This window comes from Pulveribacter suum (assembly GCF_003013695.1).
In the GTDB taxonomy this organism is placed as follows: domain Bacteria; phylum Pseudomonadota; class Gammaproteobacteria; order Burkholderiales; family Burkholderiaceae_C; genus Melaminivora; species Melaminivora suum.
This window is the reverse complement of the sequence record NZ_CP027792.1, coordinates 3,266,657-3,286,078: the sequence shown is the minus strand read 5'-3', so window position 1 is coordinate 3,286,078 and position 19,422 is coordinate 3,266,657. Positions and strand designations below refer to the sequence as shown.

The window sequence follows — 19,422 nt, the reverse complement described above, 5'->3', positions numbered from 1 at the left end:
CACATGCAGTCGCCTGGCGCGCAATCACGTCATGCAGCGCAGGGCGGTTTCACGCTGGTGGAGCTGCTCGTCGTTATGGTGCTGCTGTCACTCGTGATGCTGGCGACCGGCGCGGCGCTGCGAACTGCCTCCCAGACCGAAGAGCGGGTGGATGCCCGGCTGCAGCGCATGGACGACCTGCGCATTGTCAGCAGCTTCCTGCGCTCGGTACTGGGCAGGGTTTCTGCAGAAAAGACCACCTTGCCCGTTGCCGCAGGGGCCAGTCCCTATTTCTTTGCCGGTAGCGCGGCGACCGTGAGCTGGGTCGGGGTGATGCCCGCGCGCTATGGGGCGGCCGGGCGGCATCATTTCCGGCTGCAATTGCTCGACAGCCACCAGCTCGTGCTGTCATATGTGCCCTGGACGAATGCGGCAAACTTTCCCGATTGGCATTCCGCGAGCACGGGTAGCGTGGTTTTGTTGTCAGATGTGCGGGGCATGGCCCTGAAATACCAGGACGCAACAGACGAGCCTCCCGCATGGGCGCCCGAATGGGCTGAGCCGACTCGCCTGCCCGACCGGATCAGCATCTCGATCAACTCTGGTGCGGGAGACTGGCCCGACTTGGTCATCCCCTTGCGAGTGCTCCCCGCCAGCGATCCGCGCTCCAGCGGGCCGTCTTTCGGAGGCGGCGGCAGATGAGGACGTCGTTCCTGAAACGTGCGAGTGGCGGCATGGCCCTGGTTGCGGTGCTATGGATCGTCGCTGCGCTGAGCGTCATCGCCACTGGCCTGACGCAATCCCTGCGCCTTGAAAGCCGCACTGTCGCGCACGCTAGGCAGGAGGCGCAGGCGCAGGCGCTGGGGGACGCGGCCATTCAGATGACGCTGCAGGCGCTACTCGCAGGCAACCAGCCGGTGGCGCGCCTGACCCGCGTGGAAGTCAGCTTCCACGACGTGCCCATGCAGGTGGAGGTGATGCCACTCAGTGGCCTGGTCGACATCAACAGGGCAGCTGTGCCGCTGTTGCAGCGGCTTTTCCATGTGGCAGGCGGACTCTCGCCGGACGCTGCCGAGGCGGCTGCGCGGGCTGTCGTGCAGGCGCGAGAACAGCGCGACGGCAAGGGTGCTCCCCGTCGCTTCGAAGCCGAGGAGGATCTGCTGCGTGTGCCCGGCATCGAGTATGACCTCTATGCTAGACTCAGCGGGCTTTTTACAGCCGACCTACAAGGGTCTGGGCGTGTCAACCCCCTGGCAGCGCCGCTGGAAGTGCTGGTCGTACTCGCCGGCGGCAACAAGGCCATGGCGGCACAAATGGCCGCACGCCGTGACGCAGGAGAGGCCGCGGTGGACACTACTGCGCTAGATCCAGCGCTGATCGACGCAGCGCTCTCCCGTCGGTTACGTGTACAAGCAACCGTACCCATGGCCGATGGCGGATTCGTCCAGGTGGCACGTAGCGTTGACCTTAGTGCGCGCTCCCCGGATGGTGCTCCCTGGCACACTTTTCGAATGACATCTACTGTCGGTCGCGCCTACGGCGGAAAATCCTGAACGCTCCCATGCCTCTCATTACCGCTGATGCCCGGTTCCTGGGAATCGACATACGTGCCGGAATGCGCGAACTAAGGCAGGCATGGGCGCACGCCCAGCGTGTGGCACCACTGTCGTGGCTGACGCCGGACATCCCCGTGATGCTGCTTCACGCTGATGGCGGCCAGTCCTGGTGGCGGGGACTCGTACGATCAGCCGGCGCGGGCAACCCACCGAAGCCCGCCTGTGTTGCGCTGGAACTTCCCGAAGACTTGCTGCTGCGGCGCACTCTTGTACTGCCGGCGATGTCTGAGGTAGATGCTTCAAGCGCCGTTGCCCTGCAAGTCCAGGCTATGAGCCCCTTCCCTGGGCCCGACTTGGTGTGGGGCTGCAGCATTCAATCCGGTACTGACGGAACACGCCAGGTGGACTTGGCGTTGGCCTCTCGCGGGCAGGTCGCGCAGTACCTCGAGGCGCAGGCCCCTCGGCTGGGTACGCATGCCACCCCGGAAGTGTGGGCCGTAGGCGCCGACTACCCCATTGTGTTTGCCGGGTACGGCGAAAGTGTGCGCCATGCCCGCGAGAGGCGAGGGCGCCACATCCGCTATGCCTTGCTGGCACTGGCCGTGGTGCTTGCCAGTGCACTGGCCCTGACGCCCACCCTGCAATTGCGCGCGCGGGCACTGCAAGCCGTAGGTGCCTACGACGACCTGGCGCGACGCACCGCCGCTCCCGTGCGCGAACGCGAGCGCCTGATGCATTCGGTGGAAAAGCTCGATGTGCTCTCTGAAATGTTGGCCGGACGCATCGAGCCCCTGCGCGTCATCGACCGCCTCACCAAGGTGCTGCCCGACGATACGGCTCTGCAAGGCCTGACCTTGAAGGGGCAGAAAGTCACCATCCATGGTTTGACGGCCAACGCGTCATCGCTGATGCGCTCGCTCGGCGAACAGCCTGGGGTGCGTGACGTGCATGCGCCCAGCCCCGCCATGCGCGTGGGCGGCCCGGAATCCAAAGAAAACTTCGTGATCGAATTCACGCTCGACCCACAAGAATTCGGTGTGGTCTCTATACCTGCGGTGCAGGCCGCGTCCGCGCCCCAGGCGGTCGTGCCTGCTGCTGCCCCCACCGCGCCGCCCTCTGCTGCCAGCCTCCCCGCGCCCGCAACTGCACCGGCGCCGGCAGCTGCTCCTGCTACCGGCCGGCTCGTCCCATCGTTTGGAGGCGGATCGCAGCGACCGCTGCCTTCTGCGCCCCCCAGCTCTGCGAGCGGTAACAAAACCCCATGAACAAGCTCGCGCTGCGTCGCACGGCCGTGCTGGCACTTCTATTTGCCCTGCTGCTGGCCCCCGTCCTGGCCGGTGGCTGGTACGTCATTCGCAAGCACGTCTGGGCGGACGAACGGCTGGCCCAACTGGAACCGCGCTATGCACGCCTGCTCGGGCTTGAGCGCCAACGCGCCGAACTGGAAGCTGCCACCCGCAAGGCGTCGGAGCTGCACGCCGGCTACCTCTACCCGTCGGGACAGGACGGCTCCCAAACAGGCAACCAGGCCCAGCAGAAGGTGCGCGACATTTTTACGGCCGCAGGGCTGCAGATCAGCAGCATGCAAGTGCTGCCTGCCAAGGAAGAAAAAGGTCTGGACCGCATCCCCCTGCTGGTACGCGCCGAAGGCGACATCCTAGGTGTGCAGAGCGCCCTGGCCGTTCTGGGAGGGCAAAGCCCGGTCATCCTGCTCAATGAACTGGACCTCCAGGTGCAGGGCGGGCTGGTCAACGTCAACCCCAAGGCAGCCGTTCGTCTCGCGATCCAGTTCAACCTCAGTGTGCTGAGGGACCGCCCATGACTGGAAAAAAATACGCGCTGCACGCCCTAGTGCTTGTCAATGCCTGTCTGGCGCTGGCGCTGGCCTACCTGTGGCTGAGCCCCGACGAACAGCAGAACAACCTGCGCTGGCGGGCGCCCGAGCCTCAGCTCGTGGACTATGCCGCCATGCTCCCCGCCCTGCCAGGCCCGGCGCAGATCGACACCGGCCAGTTCATCGCCATGCTCGAGCGCCCGGTGTTCTCCCTCACGCGCCGCCCGCCCCCGCCGCCCCCACCGCCGGCCGCCGAAGAGCAGGTTGCAACCGATACCCTGGGCACGGCCCAGCTCTCTGGCATCTTCCAGGGCGCTGGCAACGAAGCCATCATCATCCAGATTGCCGGCAAGCCGCGGCGCGTGCGCCTCGATGAAACGGTGGACGGCTGGAGGCTCTCCTCCGTCCAGGCGCGCAGCGCGACCTTTGCGCGCGGCAGCCAGACGCGAGAGCTGCAGCTGCCCCGCGCGGCCCTGACCAAAGGCGCCGCCAACAATCCCGCGGTGCCCGCGCCGCAGCCGCCGCCGGCCCGAGGGCAGGACGAGGCATCCCCTTCATCACCGCCTTCGCCAGCACCCAGCGCACCGAAGGCGCGGCCGCGCCCCTCCTTTGGGGGCGGTACCCGGTAGGCACCGCCGCAGGCCGCCCCATCGCTTTCCCTTCAAGGGCTGAAACCACATGATTGCATTCCGATTCGTACTCGCCGCAGCGGCGATCGCGGCGAGCCAGGCAGCCGGGGCCCAGGCGCCCGCGCCTGAGCAGGGCACGGCCCAGGCTGCCCAGTCCGCCGCAGCGGCCCCGCAGGACGAAGCCGCCCGCGAGCCCCAGCCCCGCTACATCCGCGGCAACGACCAGGTCATCGCCCCGGCCGCGCCCCAGCCGCGCCTGGGCGGCGCCCCGCTGTCCTTCAGCTTTGAAGAAGCCCCCGTGGCCGAGGTGGCCCGCACCATCCTGGGCGACGTCGTCAAGGCGCCTTACGTGCTGCACCCACCCCTGGGCGGCACGGTCACGCTGTCGACCCGCGTGCCCATCCCCGCCGACCAGGCCGTCTTCCTGCTGGAAAGCGCCCTGCAGGCCAACGGCCTGGCCATGGTGCGCGACGCGCGCGGCACCTACCACGTGGGCCGGGCCGATGCGCTCAAGGGCATTGGCGCCACCGTGCGCCAGGTGGGCGGCAAGAACGAGCCGCTCGCGCCTGGCTATGGCGCGATCATCGTGCCCCTGCGCTACATCGGCGCGGGCGAGATGGCCGCCATCCTGCGGCCCCTGGCTTCGCCCGACGCCATCGTGCGTGTGGACAACGTGCGCAACCTGCTCGTGCTGGTGGGCACGCGCAACCAGGCTGAGGGCTGGCTGGACCTGGTCAACACCTTCGACGTGGACTTGCTCAAGGGCATGTCCGTTGGCATGTTTCCGCTGAAATACGCCACCATCAAGGAGGTCGAGGCCGCGCTGCGCCTGGTCAGCGGCGCTCCGGCCGCTGCAACTTCCGGCGGCGGCGCAGCGGGGCAGGGCGCAGCGGCCGGGGCCGCCACCACGCGTGGCACGGCGCAGGCGGCCGGTGCCGCGCCCGCGGCGGCGGCCATGCTGGGCGAAGGCAATCCCCTGTTCGGCGCGCTGCGCATCATGCCCGTGGAGCGGCTCAACGCCATTTTGGTCGTCACCCCCCGCGCCGCCTACCTGGAAGAAGCGCGCCGCTGGATCGAAAAGCTCGACCAGCCCAGCGACAACGGGGCCGAGCCCCAGCTGTTCATCTACAAGGTTCAAAACGGCAACGCCCGCCATCTGGCCGGCGTGCTGTCCGGCATCTTTGGTGGAGCGCAGGCGGGCGGTGCCTATGCGGCCAACAGCGGTGTGGCACCCGGTCTTGGGGCAGCCACCGGTGCGTCCTTCGGCCAGCCCTTTGGTAGCACGGGCGGTGCCTTCAATAATGGAATGGCAGGCGCGGGCACGCCCTGGCCCGGCAGCACCCTGGGCGGGCGCACGGGCCCGCAGGGCGCCTACGGCAGCGGCGGCGGCTTTGGCAGCGGCGGGGCTTTCGGCAGCGGGTTCAGCAGCACCTTTGGCAACCAAAACCGCATGACCCAGGGCGCCCCCGGAACAGGCCAGGCGCCGGTCACGGCCAACATCGGCGGCGTGCGCGTCATGGCCGACGAGCTCAACAACACCATCCTGCTGTGGGCGACCAAGGGCGAGTTCGAGAAAATCGAGGCCACGCTCAAGCGGCTGGACCTGCCGCCCACGCAGGTGCTGATTGAAGCCTCCATCGTCGAGGTGACCTTGAACGACGACCTGAACTATGGCCTGCAGTGGGCATTCAGCGGCAGCGTCGGGTCAGACTACCGTGGGGCGGGGCAACTGGGCGCCGGCGGCGTCACCCCAGGCACTGGCAGCCTGGCCGACACCGCCGCCAAGGGCTTCACCTATTCGCTGGTCAACTCCGCCGGGCAGATCCGCGTGGCCCTGGCCGCGCTGGCCAACAAGACTTCGGTCAAGATGATCTCCAACCCCTCGCTCATGGTGCTGGACAACCACCTGGCCATGATGACCGTGGGCAACCAGGTGCCCGTGCAGACCAGCACCATCGACATCGTCACCAGCGGCAGCGCCGTCACCAGCACCGTGCAGTACCGCGACACCGGCGTGAACCTGGCGGTCACCCCCTCGGTGAACGCCGGCAACCTGGTCACCATGCAGATCGACCAGACCGTGACCGACACCGCCACCACCGCGGCAGGCGGCAGCAGCGCGCAGCCCATCTTCTTGCAGCGCCAGATCAGCAGCAAGGTGGCCGTGCGCTCGGGCGAGTCCATCGTGCTGGGCGGCCTGATCAAAGACAGCCAGAGCACCGGCAAGAGCGGCGTGCCCGTGTTGCAGGACCTGCCCCTGGTGGGCAACCTGTTTGGCACCAACACGCGCGAGGGCGGCCGCACCGAACTGCTGGTCATCATCACCCCCAAGGTCGTGCGCACCGACCCCGAGATCCGCGAAGTCAGCGAGGAGCTGCGCGACCGCCTGCGCGGCCTGCAGGCCATCGAGTCGCAGGGCCGCGCGCTGCCGTCGCCGCCCACCGAGCGCTCCGTGGTCCAGCCGGCAAATCCCCAATGAGCGATCGGACCATTTCTTGACAACCCCAACCAACCTTTGCATGAGGAAACCAGCAACATGAATTCTGTATTGCAACCTCTTTTGGCAAAGTGCCTGCGCGCGGCCGGTGTGGCCGCCATGGGCGCCATGCTCGTGGCCTGTGCCACGACACCCGCCACGCCCGAGGACATCGTCGGCCAGCGCGTGCAGGCCTATTGGAAGGCGCGCGCCGAGGGCGACTTCGCCAAGGCCTACTCCTTCCTGTCGCCTGCCTACCGCAAGCTGTATACCGCCGAGCAGTACCGCAACCAGTTTGGGCCCGGGGCCGCCATCCGGGGCGGCGAGGCGGCGTCCGTCAAGTGCGCGGCGGAAAAATGCGACGTCCGCGTGAAAATCACCTCCACCCCCAGCATCCCGGGCCTGAAACTCGATACCATCGCCACCTACCTTGACGAGGTGTGGCTGCTCGACGGCGGCCAATGGTGGCTGTACCACGACCTGTAAGGCGCGTAGTGCGTACGCCGTTTTGCCGGATGTCAGGTGGCGAACTTTCCGATCGTTGTTGTTTTTCAACAAAACAAAAACAGCCGTCGTAACGGCGGGTGCGTTCCCGGGGCGCTGTGCTACGATTCCTCGGCGTAATCAATCGTGGTAGTTGCGCTTACCAACTTTCTTAACTGGAGTTTCTGTATGAAAAAAAATGTGATGGCCCTGAGCATCGCTGCCATGATTGGTGGCCTGGGCTTCGCAGGCGCTGCTTCGGCGGCCGTGATCACTGGCACTACTGGTGCGACAAACGCTGCTGCCAGCATCCAAGCTGGCGAGATGGCCAAGGCAACTGCAACTAGCCTGACGCTCGCTGAAGGCGGTGTGGGCAATGCGCTGATCGTGCCTTACTTCACCACGCAGAACGGCAACATGTCGGTCTTCCACGTGACCAACACCGACACCGACAACGGTAAGGTGGTGAAGGTGCGCTTCCGCAGCGCCGCCAACTCCGACGACATTCTGGACTTCCAGCTGTTCCTGTCGCCCGGCGACGTGTGGACGGCTGCCGTGTTGGCCGATGAGAACGGCCTGAGCCAGCTGGTGACCAGCGACAACACCTGCACGGTGCCGCATATCCCCAAGAACACGTTCATCCCCTTCCGCAAGGGCAATCTGCCGGCCTTCGCGGCAGACCAGAACCAGTTGACGCGTGAAGGCTATGTTGAAATCTTCAACATCGCCGACATCACCAACGTCAAGACCTGGGACGCCGCCGGCGCCGTGTCGGCCACTGGCACCCAGTTCTCGCCCCTGTACAAGGCGACCAAGCACGTGAACGGCGTGGCGCCCTGCTCCGCCGCCGGCGAAGCGCGCACGCTGCTGGACGACCTGGCTGTGACCAACTTCACCGAGCCCACGGCTGTCGCTGCCGGCCTGCAGACGCCCAGCGGCGGTCTGATGGGTGACTGGTACATCCAGAATATCGCCCAGAGCACGACGTTCGCGGGTGTGACGACCACCATCACGGCTAACGGCCGCGCCAACTTCACGCACTTCCCGCAAGTGGCCCAGCCTGCGACTGCCACGGCAAACGACGTGACGGCCGATGCACTGTTCCGTACCACGTTTGTGCGCGACGCCGTCGGCGCTCCGGTCACAACCGCGGCCAAGACGCTGCTCGATGAAGACGTGCCGGACCTGTCTACCCCCATGCTGCCGGCTAACGCTGTTGCCGAAGGTGCGCGGGCCCAGGCTTCCGACCTTCTGGCCGCTCTGGCCGTGACTTCGGTCACGAACCAGTACGCGTTGAACGCTCCGGTGCAAGGCAAGACTGACTGGGTCTTCTCCATGCCTGCCCGTCGCTACAACGTGGTGGCCAACTATGGCGCCGTGAGCGGTGCCTCCGGTGCTTCGGGCCCGACCGCCGCCAATGCCAAGTACCGCCTGTTTACCGACCTGTCTGCTGCTGCGACGCAAGATGACAACTGGTTCTACACCGCAGTAAACGCCGCTGCTGCTCCTGCCGGTTATGGTGCGGGTGGCACTGGTCAGAAGGCTGCCGGCAATACCACCGTGGATGCCGCCACCGGGAACATCTGCGTGTACGCCGATGGTCAGAAGTTCTGGGATCGCGAAGAAACCACCGGCACGACCGGCCCGACGTTCTCGCCCGGCTCGACGACCAAGGCCAGCTTCTGCGGCGAGGTCAGCGTGCTGGCCTTCAACGATACCGGCAAGTCGGTGCTGGGCGCCGAAGTGGCCCGCTCCAACACCACGCTGGGCTACGTGTCGGGCTGGGGCCGTCTGGACACCACCAACGCTGACATGGGCCTGCCGCTGACGGGTGCTTCGTTCATCAAGCTGACGAACCCCTCCGCTGCCGCCGGCATGATGGGCACCTACGGCATCACCTGGCCGCACCGCTTCACGAAGTAATTCGTGGGCACTTCATCGCGGTAACGCGATCTGAAAAGGCGGGGATTCTTCCCCGCCTTTTTTCATTTCTCTTGCGGTTGTTTACCTATGAAGCTTTCGACGATCCCTTTTCTGACGCTGCGGGGCGCGGCCGTGGCGGCGCTGCTGGCGGGTACGCCCTGGGCCTTCGCAGCCGATGGCCAGGTCCTCATGCAGGGCGAACGGTTTGCCATCACCTCCGCCGACGTGGAGGCTGACGCGCGCCTGCGCATACCGCCCGACGTTCGGTCGCAGGTGCTCTCGCGCGCGCAGACGGTGGGGCAGATCGCGTCCAACCTGTACATCTACCGCGCCTGGGCCCACGACGCGCAGGCCAAGGGGCTTGAGCAAGACCCCGAAGTGGCTGCCGCACTGCGCGTGGCGCGCGACAAGGTGCTGTCCGACGCCTGGCTGGCGCGGCTGGAGCGCGAGCATGCGCTGAGCGACGCGGCGGCGCTGGACATGGCGCGCGCGATGTACCGAGCCAAGCCGGAGCGCTTCAAGATTCCCGAGCAGGTGCATGCCCGGCATATCCTGATCGAGGGCACCACGCCCGAAGCCCGTGCGCAGGCCGAGAAGCTGCTGGCCGACCTGAAGGGCGGCGCCGACTTTGCAAAGCTGGCGCAAGAGCATTCTGCCGACAAGAGCAATGCACCCAAGGGGGGCGACCTGGGGTTTTTCGCCAAGGGCCGCATGGTGCCCGAGTTCGAAGAAGCCGCCTTCGCGCTGAAGAACAAGGGCGATCTGAGCGGGGTGGTGCAAACCCAGTTTGGCTATCACCTGATCCAGCTGGAAGGCCGCACGCCTGAAGGCATGCGCCCCTTTGAAGAGGTGCGCGACGAGCTGGTCAAGGAAGTGCGTGCGACGGTGGTCAACGATGCCCGCATCGCCGAGGCGCAGAAGATCCAGGCCAGCGGCAAACCCGACAACGAAGCCATCGAGGCCTTCGCCGCGCGTCATGCCAAGCAGGCGCCCGCGGCTCCTGCGCCTGCTGCGCAGAAGCAGCAGTAACCCGCACTTGCTGTCAAAAAGATAGCTGCCAGCGCTTTCCAGGCAACGGTTTGCGCATGAAAACCACCGCAAACCCTTGTATATCAAGCGCTGGCCGCTCTTACTTTTGATAGCTTGATCCTGGCGAGCATACGGCCGGCAAAACGTGGTAATTTCGCCGGCTTTGCCTTTCACAGGACAGGGGCCGCCGCCTGGGCCGCCCCGCAATGACATGCTGCACGCGTTTGGCGCCGAGCTGCGCACGCTTTGGACTTCGCGCTCCCTCTTGTGGGTGCTCACCCGCCGCGAGGTGGCCGCGCGCCACGCCGGCACCGCCGCGGGCATCGCCTGGCTGTACCTGCAGCCGCTGCTGGTGGTGGCGGCCTACTACCTGGTGTTTGACGTGGTGTTTTCCATGCGCCTGGGCGAGGGCGCGCCGGCGCGGGCCGTGGGCACCTACCTGATCGTGGGCGCGCTGCCGTGGATGGCGTTTTGCGACGGCGTGGCGCGCGGCATGAACAGCCTGCTCGACGCGGGCGGCCTGCTGCAGAAAAACCCTTTGCCACCGGTGCTGTTCGTCGTGCGCGCGGTGCTGGCCAGTGCGCTGGTGTTCGCGCCGCTGCTGCTTCTGGTGGCCCTGGCGTACACGCCGCTGCATGGCTTTGCGCTGCCGGTGGTGGCGCTCATTCCCTTGCTGGCGCTGCAGTGGCTGATGTGCGCACTGCTGGCGCACGTGCTGGCCATTTTGGCGGTGGCGCTGCGCGACACGGTGCAGCTGGTGGGCTTTTTGCTGTCGGTGGGCATTTACCTGTCGCCGGTGCTGTTTCCGATGGCGCTGTTTCCGCAGCAGTGGCGCTGGGTGCTGTGGCTGAACCCGATGACGGCGCTGGTGCAAGGCTACCAGCAGGTGCTGCTGCAGGGGGCCTGGCCGCCTGCCGCCGTTTGGTGGGTGTCGCTGGCATGGCTGGCCCTGCTGGCGGGGGCGCTGAATGTGCTGGTGGCCCGCAGCCGCGACCAGCTGGTGGACTGGCTTTGATGGGCAGCGCAGCAATATGCCCGCCCGCCCCGCCCGCGGGCGTGGATGCACGGCTGAGCCTGCTCAAGCTGCTGGCGGCCTTGGCGGTCGTGCTGGTGCATACGACCATGGTGCGGGTGTCGCAGGTCGACGTGCACAGTGCCGGCTGGTGGCTGGCCAATGTGGGCGACGCGGCCGGGCGTATCGGCAGCGCCATGTTCGCGATGGTGGGCGGCGCGGTGCTGTTGGCCCGCCCGAGCGAGCAAGCGCCCTGGCGCTTCATCGGGCAGCGCATGGCGCGCCTGCTGCCGGCGGTGGCGTTCTGGAGCGTTTTCTATTTTGCGTGGCGCCAGTGGATGTGGGGCGGCATCGACTGGAGCGTGATCCGCCGCGACCTGGTGCTGGGCTCGCCGTGGTACCACCTGTGGTTCATGTACATGATGCTGGGGCTGTACCTGGTGGCGCCTGCGCTGCGCCTGGTGGTGAAGGGCGTGGGCGAGGGGCCGGCGTGGCGCTATGTGCTGGTGGTGGCGGCCGGCATGACGTGGTTTGCTTCGGCCGCGCAAACGCTGCAAGGCCTGTCGCACGCCAGCTTCATCGGGCTGGTGCCGTTTTTCGTGGTGTATTTCCTGGCGGGCTACTACCTGCTGCGCCGCCCGGTGCATCTGCCTTCGCGCTGGTTGTGGCTGGGCGGCGGGCTGTGCATCGCGGCCATGGCGCTGGGCGTGGCGTGGTCCTACCCGCACTTGCGCGAGGGGGCTTTCGTGCTGTTTTATAGCAACCGCAGTCCGTTTGCGATGGGGCTGACGTTCTGCGTGTTCCTGCTGGTGGCGCGGCTGCAGCCGCGGGCGCTGCCTGCGTGGGTCAACCGCCTGGGCGCGGCAACGCTGGGGGTCTACGCCATTCATCCTTTCTGGATCGACATGCTCGGGCGCTGGGGCTGGAGCCTGCAGCGCGCGGGTGACGGCTGGATCGTGCTGACGCTGCTGGTGTTCGCGCTGTCGATGGTGACGTCGCTGGGGCTGAGTGCCGTTCCCGGCTTGCGTCGTCTGGTGAATTGATCGGGTCATGAAGCAACTGGCAAATGAGGCCGTACTGCGGCTGCGCGACGTGGGCAAGGAATACCGGCTGTATCCGTCACCGCGTGCACGGCTGAAGGCGCTGTTGACGGGTCGCGCCACGCACCGCAGCCACTGGGCGCTGCGGGGCGTGTCGTTCGAGTTGCGCAGGGGCCAGTGCATCGGCGTGATCGGCGACAACGGGGCGGGCAAGAGCTCCTTGCTCAAGCTGCTGGCAGGCACGTTGCAGCCCTCCACCGGCACGGTCGAACGCGTGGGCCGCGTCACGGCGATCCTGGAGCTGGGCGCGGGCTTCCACCCGGATTTCAGCGGCCGCGACAACCTGTATTTTGGCGGCAGCCTGATTGGTATCGACCAGGAGGAGATGCGCCGGCTGGAGCCGGAGATCGTGGCGTTTTGCGAGCTGGGCGAGGCGCTGGACCGTCCGGTCAAGACCTATTCATCGGGCATGACGGTGCGCCTGGCCTTCGCCCTGGTCACGGCGGTGCAGCCCGACGTGCTCATCATCGACGAGGCGTTGGCGGTGGGCGACCAGCATTTTCAGAAGAAGTGCGTGGAGCGCATCATGGCGTTCCGCGAAAACGGCTGCACCATTCTTTTTTGTTCGCACAGCCCCTATCACATCCGCCACCTGTGCGATGCGGCGCTATGGCTCAAGGGGGGCGAGGTGGAGCAATTTGGCCCCACCGAGCCGGTGCTGGCCGCGTACGAGCTGCACACGCGCCAACGCCAGGCCGACTTCGAGCCGCAGGCCGCGCCTGCCGGGGCTGTGCCCGCGCCTGCGCCGCCCGCCCGCGCCAGCCAGGCCGAGGGCGCGCGCATCCTGTCGGTGGAGGTGGCCAACCTGGAGCCGCAGGAAGGCGGCCAGCCGGCGCTGCTGCAGGGGCAGGACCTGGTGGTGACGATCACCGCGCGCGGGCGCGGGCAGGAGCGGCCCCACATCGGCTTCATGATCGAGCAGTCGCAGGGCGTGGGCATCACGTCGCTGGGCACGCATGAGGAAGGCGTGGCGCCGCGCTGCATCGCAGAAGGGGTGTGGCAGGTGACGCTCACCTTTCCGCAGCTGCCCCTGCACAGCGGTGACTACGTCATCAGCGCCTATCTTTTCGATGCGACGGGCCTGGTGGTGTATGACGAGTGGCTGCATTACCTGCATCTGCGCTTCGTGGCGCCCAAGCTGATGCCGGGCCTTGTGCAACTGCCGCACCGATGGGAGTGAGGGCGCTGTGGCGGCGCGCAGGCACCGAGGCGCGCGACTTGGTGGAGCTGGTGCTGCTGCCCGGCCTGGCGGCCGTGCTGCCGTGGCGCTGGTGCTTTGCTGTCTTCAAGCGGCTGGCGCACTGGCCATGGCTTTACGGCGCACAGTGCCGCCAGGCTCTCGAGCAGGCCCGGTTACATGGCTGCGTTGGCGACGACGAGCGCGCCTGGCTGGCCGAGCGCAGGCTGGTGACGCTGCTGGACCATGCCGACCATTACCTGCTGCGCACCCGCGGGGCGGACTGGCTGCGCCGCCATGTCCAGGTGCAGGGGCAATGGGAGGCCACGGGGCAGGCCGCCCTGCTGTGGACCTTCCACTGGGGCATGGGCATGTGGGCGTTGCGGCATGCGCGCGCCCACGGGCTGCGCGCGCCCATGGTGCTGGCCGCGCCGGGCGGGCCGGATTTCGTGGGGCGCGCGGTGTTTGGCTGGTATATCCGCTCGCGCATGCGCTCGGTGGAGCTGGCGCTGGACGAGCCGGTCATCTTCGTGCCTGGCGGAATGGCCGGTGTGCGCAGCGCCCTGGAGCAGGGCCGGCAGGTCGTGGTGGTCATGGACGTGCCGCAAGATCAAGTGGCCGTGACCTGCGTGACGACGCTGCTGGGCCGGCCCGTCAGCGTGCCGGCGGTGCTGCCGCAGCTGGCGGCGCGTCAGGGTTTGCCCGTGACGGTGTTCTACATGGGCGTGGATCTGCGTACCGGGCGCCGCATACTGCGCATTGCGCCGCTTGGGGTGCACCGCGACCCGCAGGCGCTGGCCGATGCGGCCTTCGCGCATCTGGACCACCTGCTGAGGACGGCGCCGGCGGCGTGGCACCTGTGGGCGCAGGCGCCACGTTTCTTCGTGGCGCGCGATTGAGAGGATGTTTTCTATGAACTGGACCGTGCGCCTTCGAGAGCGCCTTTTCGGCCTGGCGCCCTGGGATGCCGCGCGCATCAGCGACGAGTGGTTCCGCGCGCACTTCGACTACGCGGCCGACGTGGTGCACCAATGGCTGGCCGGCAGCGGGCTGGACGTGCGCACGGCGCGGCTGCTGAACTTTGGCTGCGGTGACGGCATCACCGACCTGGCGTTGGTGCTGCGCCATGGCGCCACGGCCATTCACGGCGTGGACATCCGCCGCGAATACGCCAAGCTGCCGCGCATCGCGCGCGAGCAGCTGGGCATGGCGCGCATACCCGCGGCGCTGACGTTCGAGACGATCGCGCCCGGCGCGCCGCTGGCCGGGCGGCACGCGGGGGTGGACGGCATCATGAGCTGGTCCACCTTCGAGCATGTGCAGCGCGAGCAGCTGCTGCCCATCCTGCGCGACCTGCACGCCTGCCTGCGCCCGGGCGGGGTGTTCTTCCTGCAGATCGAGCCGCTGTTTTATTCACCCTGGGGCTCCCACCTGCGCCGCTACGACGAGGTGCCCTGGCACCACCTGCTGGTGCCCGAGGAGGAGCTGTGGCGCATCATCGAGGCGCACCAGGGGCCCATCGCCGCCGACGAGGTGGATTTCGGCTTTGCCGACTTCGGCGTGGAGGGCTACAAGCGTTTCGTGTTCAAGGAGTACCAGCAGCTCAACCGCCTGACGGCGGACGAGCTGGTCGAGCTGTGCCGCCAGGCCGGGTTCGCGGTATTGCGTGAACAGCGTGGCCAGGTGGACCTGCCCCTGCCGCCGCAGCTGCTGCAAAAATACCCTGAGTCATGGCTGCGCAACAACGAGATCTTCCTGCTGCTGGGCAAGGCATGAGCCGGGCCGGGCTGGCGCGCGCCGCGCCTGCTGCAGGGGCGGCTGCGCAGCAGAACGCGTTCAACCTGCTGCGCATCGTGGCTGCGCTGGCGGTCATTTTCAGCCACCACTTTCCCATCACGGGCACCGAACCACCATCGTGGCTGCACTCCAACATGGTGGGGGGCGTGGCGGTGATGACGTTCTTCACCATCAGCGGCTACCTGGTCATGCTGAGCTGGCAGCGCGAGCCGCACTTGCGGGTGTTTGCAGGCAAGCGGCTGCTGCGGCTGTGGCCGGGGATGCTGGTGGCCGTGCTGGCTGACATGCTGCTGTTTGGGCCGGTGTTCACCAGCCTGCCCCTGCGCGACTTTCTCACCCATCCGGACAGCCTGGAGCATTGGCGCAACCTGCTGCTGGTCAAGGCCTACGTCAACATGCCAGGCGTGTTTGCCGGCAACCCGCTGGCGGGCCTGATGAACGGGCCGCTGTGGACCATACCGATGGAGCTGCTGTGCTACGGCGCCCTGGCTGCCGCGGGGGTGGCGGGCATTCTGCGCAGCCGGCCCATGGCAACCGCGGTGGGGCTGACATACATTGGTTTCTTTCTTGTCTGGCGCAATGCCGATCTGACCGGAACCATGCGGCACTGGTTCGAATACCCGGCTTACTTCGTGTACGGCAGCCTGATCGCCCTGTACCGCGATGCTTTCATTGCGCATGCGCGCCGGCTGCTCGCGCTGCTGGCGCCGGTGGCGGCGATTCTTTTCTTCGCGCTGCAACTGGAGCACACGGCGGGGTTGTTGCTGCTGCCGCCGGTGCTGATCCATGCGGGACTGCAGCGTGGGCGGCTGTTCGAGCGGCTGCATCGGCTGGGCGACCCGTCGTACGGCATCTACTTGCTGGGGTGCCCCATCCAGCAGGCGGTCCAGGCAACCTGGCCGCAGCTGGGTTTCGCGCCGGGCATGCTGCTGGCTATGGGGCTGGCGACCCTGGCCGGCTACGCATCCTGGCACGTGGTGGAAGGGCCGGCGCTGCGCCTGAAGCGGTTCCTGTCACAGCCACCGCACCGTGATGCGGTCGAACTCCAGCGTCCAGGGGCTTGAGTAGTTGCGGGCGAACACGAGGCCGAAGGCGAAGCCGGTCAGCTTGTCGTTGATGAGGGCGCCTTCAGGGTTGCGCGTGTCATGCACCAGTTGGCTGGTGATGAGCTGGCCGTCCTGCCAGATCCAGTAGGCGAAATGGTTGTCGCTGTTGACGTGCAGATGCACGTCATACCAGACGCCATCGCGCAGGGAGGGGCCGCAGTGGTGGCCATTCCAGACGGTGCTGGCGGGTGCCTGGCTTTGGGGCTGCAGGGTCCACCACGATTCCGGCTGGCTGGCCATGGCGCCGGGGCAGGGGTTGACCGTTCTGGAGAGGTCTCCCACGATGAACCCGCGTCCGCGGTTGTACCAGGAGGTGCTTTCGCTGCGCCCGGAGACGAGAAAATGCGCTCCGGGGTTGGTGGCGAACAGGTCGTTGGAGCGGAAGCGGAACGTGAGTACCTGCGTCGTGGCCTGCGCAGGCTTTTCGGTCGCAAAGGTGTGGTGAAGAAAGCCGTGCCCGGGCTTGGCGATGCGGTGGGCCGGCAGGGTCTGCGTGCCCCAGGGATAGGTCTCGCGCACGTAGTCGGCAGCCTTGCCGTCCGGCTGGATTTCGCGCACGAAAACCACCTTGGACGGCGTGGCGACAGAAGGCGCCGCGGCCGGGGTGGACGAGTGAGACGTCAGGGCCAGCGATGCCCACAGCATTGCGCAGGCAAGCAGCGGGACCAGAGCGATCTTGCAGGTTCTATTCATGGGGGCGCGCGGCGCGGCAAGCGCGGCCGCAAGATGTTCATTCTGCCATTACGATCGCGTTGGCCTGCTGCATGGCCAGCGTGGGGCAGGCGCCGCAGCGTGAACGCGCCCGCACTGCAGTTTTGGGATGGAGTCCTGTTGATGCGCAACCGTTTTGACGGGCTCAGGCTTGTCGCCGCCCTTAGCGTCTTCATTTCGCACGGGTTGTTCCTCTACAAGAGCGTGCTTCCCGTGCCTTTCCCGGGCCACAGCCTGGGCTCGCTGGCGGTTTACGTCTTCTTCTTCATCAGCGGTCACCTGGTCTGCCAAAGCTGGGCGCGCGAGCCGCAGTGGCGAGCGTTCTGGCGCAAGCGGGCGCTGCGCATCTTCCCCGGCCTGGTGGTGGCGGTGGCGTTCTCGGTGTTCGTCATCGGCTGGGCGGTGACTACGCTGCCTGCCGCCGACTACCTGCGCGCGCCGCTGACCTGGCTCAACCTGGCCAACAACGCTGCCGCGCTGGCGACGGTGCAGACGCTGCCAGGGGTGTTCGAGCACAACCCGTTTGCGCGAGCGGTCAATGGCTCCCTGTGGACCATCCGCTACGAGCTGCTGATGTACTTGGTGCTGGCCTTGCTGGCCTGGGGTGCCCGCGGGCGGCGCTGGTTGTACCCGGCGATGGCCTGTGCGCTGGCGCTGCTGTGGATGCTGGCGCGCTGGCGCGGGTGGGATGCTGCCATCGAGGCGCAGCTGGGCCTGGTGGCGGACGTGTTCCGCTGGCGCGACTTCTGCGGATTTGGCGTGCCGTTCTTCATCGGCAGTGCCTGCGCCGCCTATCGCGTGCGCCCCCACGGGTGGATGGCCGCCGCGGCATTGGCCGCCGCTGCCTGCGCGGCGTTGGTGGACGGCGGCGCACTGCGGCAGATGGCGGTGTGGGCCTTCATCGCCCTTGGTACGTTTTATGCGGCTTTCGCGGGCCGGCCGCGCATGCCCGCGCTGGGGCATGAGCGGGTGGACCTCTCGTATGGCATCTATATCTACGCCTTCCCCGTGCAGCAGGCGGTGACGGAGCTGAGCTTGCGCCACGGCTGGTCGCTGGCCATGTGCATGGCGTTGTCGCTGGCGCTGGTGGTGCCCCTGGCGCTGCTGTCGTGGTTTGCCGTTGAGCGGCCCGGCATACGCCTGGCGCGCAGGCGCCGCGCAGCGGCGCTGCAGGCGCCCGCTGCAGCGTCGTAAGAAAACGCGGCAGCGGGCGAGGTGTTTAGCCTGCCTTGCGCGCCGTGATCACGAAGCCCTGCACCGGCTGGCCCTTCTCATAGCGCAGGATGGTGGCTTCCGTTTCGACGGCGAACCCTGCCGCGCGACAGAGCCCTTCGACGTGGCTGCGCTTGTGCTGGTAGCGACCGGTGTCGGGGTTCAGCACCAGCTCGGGCCCTTCTTCCGGCCCGGTCTCGCACGAAAGGATCAGCTGGCCGCCAGGCGACAGGACGCGCGCGGCTGCGGGCACGGTGCCGCTCAGGTCGCCTGCATAGACGCAGACGTCCAGAGCCGTGATCACGTCGAAGGATTGTTCTGCCGTATCGCGCAGGGTGTCATGCAGGTCGGACAGCTCCAGGCTGTCATAGACGCCGCGGCGGCGTGCCTGCTCCAGCATCTTGGGCGAGATGTCCACGCCAGCCAGGCGGCCCTGCACCTTGCCCAGGTGCTGGCCGAGCAGGCCTGTGCCGCAGCCCAGGTCGAGCAGGTTGAGCTTTTTGTCGGGGTGGAGCACACGAATTTTCTGCGCCACCTGCCGGGGCAGGTGGTAACGCAGGCCTTGTACCAGTTGCTGGTCGAAGACGTGTGCTGCACTGTCGAAAATGTTGCGGTTGAGCTCGGCGGGTTGATGTGCCGGGGTGTGGCCGTGCGCCCTGGCGTCGTAGTAGGCATAGACGGCGTTGCCAGGGTCCAGGGCAAGCAGGGCGGCAGTGACTTCGGCGGCGTCCTCAAGGCGGCCTGCGGCCAGCAGCGTGTGCATACGCCCTTCCAGAGCCTCCATGTCCTGGGGTGACTGGGTGAGGAGCATGTCCCACTGAGCCAGGGCCTCGTCGTAGCGTTTCAACTCGCTCAGGTTTCTGGCCAGCAGGCGCCGCCAAGAGGCGTTGGCAGGGTCACGTTCCAGCCCTTGCTGCAGATGGCCCATGGCAAGCTGACGCTGCCCACTCAGTTGGGCGACGTTGATCGCGCCTTCCAGCAGCGCTGGGTTTTGGGCATCGAGGGAGAGGGCGGTGGCGGCGTTCTCCAGAGCTTCAGGAAACTGGCTTTGCCGTGCCTGCATCTGCGCTACCTCCATGATGGCTGGAGGCCAGTTAGGTGCCAGTTCCAGTCCGCGCTGCATGAGTTGGAAGGCTCCTTCGACATTGCCGCCCTTTTCCGTCATCAGTCCGGCCATCAGATAGACGCGTGGATCATGGGGCAGCTGCTCGCGGGCCTGGTTGAGAAGGGCTGCGGCCTCATCCAGCTGCTCCTGCTGGATGAGTGCGCGCGCCGACTCGATCAGGCCCAAGTTGGGGTCGGAAGATGCATTCATGGTGGCGGCCTTTGGCATTTTGAAAGGGACGAAGGGAGAGGCGAGTGCACAGCGCGTGCACTGATCTCTTGTGAATTCGCGGG

Annotated in this window: 18 protein-coding genes; 16 read left to right on the top strand and 2 right to left on the bottom strand. The window is 67.0% G+C overall.

Going from position 1 to position 19,422, the window contains the following annotated elements; translation table 11 throughout:
- Positions 1–3 precede the first annotated feature (3 nt).
- From C7H73_RS15075 to C7H73_RS15005, 15 genes are all read left to right on the top strand, one after another.
- Positions 4–681 carry a prepilin-type N-terminal cleavage/methylation domain-containing protein gene (locus C7H73_RS15075; RefSeq protein WP_106847405.1) on the top strand — a complete coding sequence of 226 codons (678 nt, stop codon included), beginning with the start codon at positions 4–6 and terminating at the stop codon, positions 679–681.
- A 32-nt stretch (positions 682–713) separates the two neighbouring features.
- A complete protein-coding gene (locus tag C7H73_RS15070; RefSeq protein WP_227001365.1) occupies positions 714–1,532 on the top strand; it encodes a general secretion pathway protein GspK in 819 nt (272 codons plus the stop codon).
- 8 nt (positions 1,533–1,540) lie between these two features.
- On the top strand, positions 1,541–2,800 hold the full coding sequence (locus C7H73_RS15065; RefSeq protein WP_106847403.1) for a PilN domain-containing protein: 1,260 nt from the start codon (positions 1,541–1,543) through the stop codon (positions 2,798–2,800).
- Positions 2,797–3,357, top strand: a complete 561-nt coding sequence (gene gspM / locus C7H73_RS15060) for a type II secretion system protein GspM (RefSeq protein WP_106847402.1) — start codon at positions 2,797–2,799, stop codon at positions 3,355–3,357. Before C7H73_RS15065 ends, gspM begins: the two co-directional genes overlap by 4 nt.
- Positions 3,354–3,998 carry a hypothetical protein gene (locus C7H73_RS15055; protein ID WP_106847401.1) on the top strand — a complete coding sequence of 215 codons (645 nt, stop codon included), beginning with the start codon at positions 3,354–3,356 and terminating at the stop codon, positions 3,996–3,998. Before gspM ends, C7H73_RS15055 begins: the two co-directional genes overlap by 4 nt.
- A gap of 49 nt (positions 3,999–4,047) precedes the next feature.
- Positions 4,048–6,477 (top strand): type II secretion system secretin GspD, encoded by a 2,430-nt coding sequence (gene gspD / locus C7H73_RS15050; RefSeq protein ID WP_106847400.1) that lies wholly within the window; start codon positions 4,048–4,050, stop codon positions 6,475–6,477.
- Positions 6,478–6,534: 57 nt separating this feature from the next.
- Positions 6,535–6,960: a hypothetical protein gene (locus tag C7H73_RS15045; protein WP_106847710.1), complete on the top strand. Its 426-nt coding sequence runs from the start codon at positions 6,535–6,537 to the stop codon at positions 6,958–6,960.
- 201 nt (positions 6,961–7,161) lie between these two features.
- Positions 7,162–8,880, top strand: a complete 1,719-nt coding sequence (locus C7H73_RS15040; protein ID WP_319424421.1) for a cell surface protein — start codon at positions 7,162–7,164, stop codon at positions 8,878–8,880.
- Positions 8,881–8,967: 87 nt separating this feature from the next.
- Positions 8,968–9,909, top strand: coding sequence for a peptidylprolyl isomerase (locus C7H73_RS15035; RefSeq protein ID WP_106847398.1), 942 nt, complete (start codon positions 8,968–8,970; stop codon positions 9,907–9,909).
- Between the two features lie 211 nt (positions 9,910–10,120).
- On the top strand, positions 10,121–10,924 hold the full coding sequence (locus C7H73_RS15030) for an ABC transporter permease (RefSeq protein WP_106847397.1): 804 nt from the start codon (positions 10,121–10,123) through the stop codon (positions 10,922–10,924).
- A gap of 41 nt (positions 10,925–10,965) precedes the next feature.
- Positions 10,966–11,964: an acyltransferase gene (locus tag C7H73_RS15025; RefSeq protein WP_157948360.1), complete on the top strand. Its 999-nt coding sequence runs from the start codon at positions 10,966–10,968 to the stop codon at positions 11,962–11,964.
- Between the two features lie 7 nt (positions 11,965–11,971).
- Positions 11,972–13,201: an ABC transporter ATP-binding protein gene (locus C7H73_RS15020; RefSeq protein ID WP_106847395.1), complete on the top strand. Its 1,230-nt coding sequence runs from the start codon at positions 11,972–11,974 to the stop codon at positions 13,199–13,201.
- Complete coding sequence (locus tag C7H73_RS15015) at positions 13,192–14,097, top strand: lysophospholipid acyltransferase family protein (RefSeq protein ID WP_106847394.1); 906 nt, start codon at positions 13,192–13,194, stop codon at positions 14,095–14,097. Before C7H73_RS15020 ends, C7H73_RS15015 begins: the two co-directional genes overlap by 10 nt.
- 13 nt (positions 14,098–14,110) lie before the next feature.
- Positions 14,111–14,974, top strand: a complete 864-nt coding sequence (locus tag C7H73_RS15010) for an SAM-dependent methyltransferase (RefSeq protein ID WP_106847393.1) — start codon at positions 14,111–14,113, stop codon at positions 14,972–14,974.
- 77 nt (positions 14,975–15,051) lie between these two features.
- Positions 15,052–16,059, top strand: a complete 1,008-nt coding sequence (locus C7H73_RS15005) for an acyltransferase family protein (RefSeq protein ID WP_264371568.1) — start codon at positions 15,052–15,054, stop codon at positions 16,057–16,059.
- Here the strand turns inward: C7H73_RS15005 and C7H73_RS15000 are convergent.
- A complete protein-coding gene (locus C7H73_RS15000; protein ID WP_106847391.1) occupies positions 16,009–16,746 on the bottom strand; it encodes a hypothetical protein in 738 nt (245 codons plus the stop codon). The genes C7H73_RS15005 and C7H73_RS15000 overlap by 51 nt on opposite strands.
- A 189-nt stretch (positions 16,747–16,935) precedes the next feature.
- Between C7H73_RS15000 and C7H73_RS14995 the strand changes: the two genes are divergently transcribed.
- Complete coding sequence (locus C7H73_RS14995) at positions 16,936–18,006, top strand: acyltransferase family protein (RefSeq protein ID WP_106847390.1); 1,071 nt, start codon at positions 16,936–16,938, stop codon at positions 18,004–18,006.
- 25 nt (positions 18,007–18,031) lie between these two features.
- Here the strand turns inward: C7H73_RS14995 and C7H73_RS14990 are convergent, their stop codons facing one another.
- Complete coding sequence (locus C7H73_RS14990; protein ID WP_106847709.1) at positions 18,032–19,339, bottom strand: tetratricopeptide repeat protein; 1,308 nt, start codon at positions 19,337–19,339, stop codon at positions 18,032–18,034.
- Positions 19,340–19,422 lie beyond the last annotated feature (83 nt).